This window comes from Sodalis sp. (in: enterobacteria) (genome assembly GCF_047607725.1).
Classification (GTDB): Bacteria; Pseudomonadota; Gammaproteobacteria; order Enterobacterales; family Enterobacteriaceae; genus JBLKSS01.
This window is the reverse complement of the sequence record NZ_JBLKSS010000002.1, coordinates 1-1,524: the sequence shown is the minus strand read 5'-3', so window position 1 is coordinate 1,524 and position 1,524 is coordinate 1. Positions and strand designations below refer to the sequence as shown.

1 protein-coding gene, 2 tRNA genes and 1 rRNA gene are annotated in these 1,524 nt (G+C 51.9%); 1 reads left to right on the top strand and 3 read right to left on the bottom strand.

Annotated features, from left to right (window positions below; all coding sequences use genetic code 11):
- Positions 1-234: hypothetical protein (locus ACMX3H_RS00030; protein ID WP_415209320.1), on the top strand; the 234-nt coding region annotated here is incomplete at its 5' end.
- A gap of 22 nt (positions 235-256) precedes the next feature.
- Here the strand turns inward: ACMX3H_RS00030 and ACMX3H_RS00025 are convergent.
- The 3 genes from ACMX3H_RS00025 to ACMX3H_RS00015 all read right to left on the bottom strand — a co-directional run.
- A tRNA-Ala gene (locus ACMX3H_RS00025) sits at positions 257-332 on the bottom strand.
- A gap of 195 nt (positions 333-527) precedes the next feature.
- Positions 528-604: transfer RNA gene (locus ACMX3H_RS00020), tRNA-Ile, on the bottom strand.
- A gap of 73 nt (positions 605-677) precedes the next feature.
- Positions 678-1,524, bottom strand: a 16S ribosomal RNA gene (locus ACMX3H_RS00015); the annotation flags it as partial.

Sequence of the window (1,524 nt, the reverse complement as noted above, 5' to 3'; positions counted from 1 at the left end):
AAGACCCCGCTGAAACGACAGTGCCTGTCGCGGTACAGTGATAACGCTTACGCGTTATCTCAGGTTTGCTTACTTCGTTTGAGAGACTCGCATACTGAGTTTGCACTTCAGCATGTGTTTCAAATTTTCAGCTTGTTCCGGATTGTTAAAGAGCGGTATTTCGCAGCGCGCTTGAAAATACAAACGCGCTCTGAAATAAATCAACAGCAGAAAAACCACCTCGTCGCCACGTGAATGACCCCATCCCATCGCGGAATGGTGGAGCTAAGCGAGATCGAACCGCTGACCTCCTGCGTGCAAAGCAGGCGCTCTCCCAGCTGAGCTATAGCCCCAAGTCGTTCACCTTGCATATGCCGTCGATCACCCGCGCTGAGTCCGCTTACCTGCATGCACAGGTAAAGTCTCGTTCATCACAGTCAGTAAACAGGACGACAGCCAGCGTCCCTTTTCGCCACATGCCGGACACCGCGTGACACGCTTGCTTGGCGGCAATATGCTGCGGTCTCAATCATCGGGATAAGCGGAACTGGTAGGCCTGAGTGGACTTGAACCACCGACCTCACCCTTATCAGGGGTGCGCTCTAACCACCTGAGCTACAAGCCTATAGAAGGTTTTTCTTGCTCGTTACAGTTATCAAACAATCTGTGTGGACACCTCACTTAACGTATCGTCTAGGTAAGGAGGTGATCCAACCGCAGGTTCCCCTACGGTTACCTTGTTACGACTTCACCCCAGTTATGAATCACAAAGTGGTAAGCGCTCTCCCGAAGGTTAAGCTACCTACTTCTTTTGCAACCCACTCCCATGGTGTAACGGGCGGTGTGTACAAGGCCCGGGAACGTATTCACCGTGGCATTCTGATCCACGATTACTAGCGATTCCGACTTCATGGAGTCGAGTTGCAGACCCCAATCCGGACTACGACGCACTTTATGAGGTCCGCTGACTCTCACGAGATCGCTTCTCTTTGTATGCGCCATTATTGTAGCACGTGTGTAGCCCTACTCGTAAGGGCCATGATGACTTGACGTCATCCCCACCTTCCTCCGATTTATCACCGGCAGTCTCCTTTGAGTTCCCGACCGAATCGCTGGCAACAAAGGATAAGGGTTGCGCTCGTTGCGGGACTTAACCCAACATTTCACAATACAAGCTGACGACAGCCATGCAACACCTGTCTCAGAGTTCCCGAAGGCACAAAGGCATCTCTGCCTCGTTCTCTGGATGTCAAAAGTAGGTAAGGTTCTTCGCGTTGCATCGAATTAAACCACATGCTCCACCGCTTGTGCGGGCCCCCCGTCAATTCATTTGAGTTTTAACCTTGCGGCCGTACTCCCCAGGCGGTCGATTTAACGCGTTAGCTCCGAAAGCCACGGCTCAAGGCCACAACCTTCAAATCGACATCGTTTACAGCGTGAACTACCAGGGTATCTAATCTTGTTTGCTCCCCACGCTTTCGTATCTGAGCGTCAGTTTTCGTTTAGGGGGTCGCCTTCGCCACCGGTATTCCTCCAGATCTCTAC